This is a genomic window from Oleiphilus sp. HI0123, assembly GCF_001635315.1.
In genome coordinates, this window is sequence record NZ_LWGE01001115.1 from 1 (window position 1) to 1,738 (window position 1,738).

General features: G+C 43.9%; 2 protein-coding genes. Both read left to right on the forward strand.

Translation table 11 applies throughout. From position 1 onward, the window contains the following. Positions 1–693, forward strand: a 693-nt coding sequence (imuA, locus tag A3761_RS11370) for a translesion DNA synthesis-associated protein ImuA (RefSeq protein ID WP_231881209.1), incomplete at its 5' end; no start/stop codon positions are given. Between the two features lie 10 nt (positions 694–703). Next, on the forward strand, positions 704–1,738 hold a 1,035-nt coding region (locus A3761_RS11375; RefSeq protein ID WP_068750234.1), incomplete at its 3' end, for a DNA polymerase Y family protein.

Here is a 1,738-nt window from a genome sequence, read left to right on the forward strand (position 1 = left end):
TGTATATCCATACAGGCATTTACTATGAAAAACTTCATTGATTTACTCGAAAAGAAACAGCTAATCTGGCATGGCCGGAGTAGGCAACAAGCACCTGAGTTCGAAACATCCGGCTACTCCGAGCTCGATGTTCACTTGTCTGGCGGCTTTCCAAAAAAAGGCGTTGTAATGCTGCACTCAACTTGTGGTATCGGCGAGCTTCGCCTGTTATTACCCTCGTTAATAAACAAACAAGGCCTCTGCATATTTATCAACCCGCCAGGTATTTTGAGTGCTGAGTTCTTTTATCATCAAGGCATTGAGTTAGAGCGCATACTATTTATTAATACTAACTCTGCGAATGAAGCCTTGTGGTCTGCAGAACAGTGCTTGAAAAGTGGTGCCTGTGAGGCCGTACTCCTGTGGCAAAACCAACTAGAAGTTCATCATATTCAACGCTTACAATTAGCCAGTAATCAGGGGCAGTGCCGTCAGTTCATCTTTCGAACAGCAAAGCAGCAAAGCCTTTCACTACCAGTCAATTTGAGCTTGCAACTAAAGGCTGAAGAGCGAGGTATCGCGATTACCATCGCAAAACAAAAAGGTGCCTGGCCAAAACCCGAATTCTCTCTCAATATGTCTTCTTATTGGCCTTCACTGGCACTACAAAACACGAACAACATCATCCCCTTCCCTGCTTCTAAAGCGGTATAAAGGTGATGCTATGTCTCTATCAACTTTATGGCTTTACCTCCACTTCCCTTCACTACAAATCGATAGCCTGTTTTTAAACCAGGCAGCATGCAATCAGGACGAACAGCAAGCCGTTATCGTAATCAATGGTCAAAAAAACATCGTAGTTCAAGCCAATGATCATGCCCTACAGCAAGGTATTCATTTGGGAATGGGGCTAGGTAGCGCTGCCTCCTTATGTCGTGAGCTCTGTGTGCATGCTTATGATCCCGAAATAGAAAGAAAGAAACTGCTTGAAATAGCTCACTGGCTCTATTTAGTCACCTCCGACATAAGCCTTTGCGGTTCAAATGGTTTGTTGTTACGGGTCAGTAATATGTTGAGCCTATATGATGGGCTCACGAGTTATTGGCAAACCCTAAAACAGCATTTGGAAAAACAGCAAGTCCATTATCAATACGCCAGTGCATACTCACCTCTAGCGGCTGAACTACTCGCAAGATCGGGCCTAAATCTGATTAGTGACGAACGTAAACAAGTGCTAGCGCACCTCAAGCAGCAAAAGCTTAGTGAAAGCCGCTTGCCTGATAAACAAATTGAGCGCTTGCAACGTGTCGGTATTCGAGACATGCAAGCACTCCTGGCTGTTCCCTCAGCAGAGCTTGCCAAACGTTTTGACCTATCCCTGGTTAATTATGTCGGACAACTCACCGGCACTCTGCCACAAGCCGTCCATTTCTATCATCCTCCCATGCAGTTTTCACGTTATTTGGAATTACTATTTGAACTCTCTAATCTTCAGCTTCTTGAAAAGCCCTTACTGCGCTTACTCAATGCACTGGAAGAGTTTTTACGAATCCAAAATCTTTATGCCTATGAGTTAAAACTACAACTTCATTTACGAGATAAAGGCTTTCAAGAAGTTTTTGCCAGCTCAGCAAAAGGTGATTATCTGGCAAAGGTATGGCTGGATTTATTCAGCTTACGTTTTGAGTCGGTTAAAGTCCCTTCGCCAGTTATTGGCATCACTATCTCGGCACATAAAACAAAAGCCAAGCACGAAGAA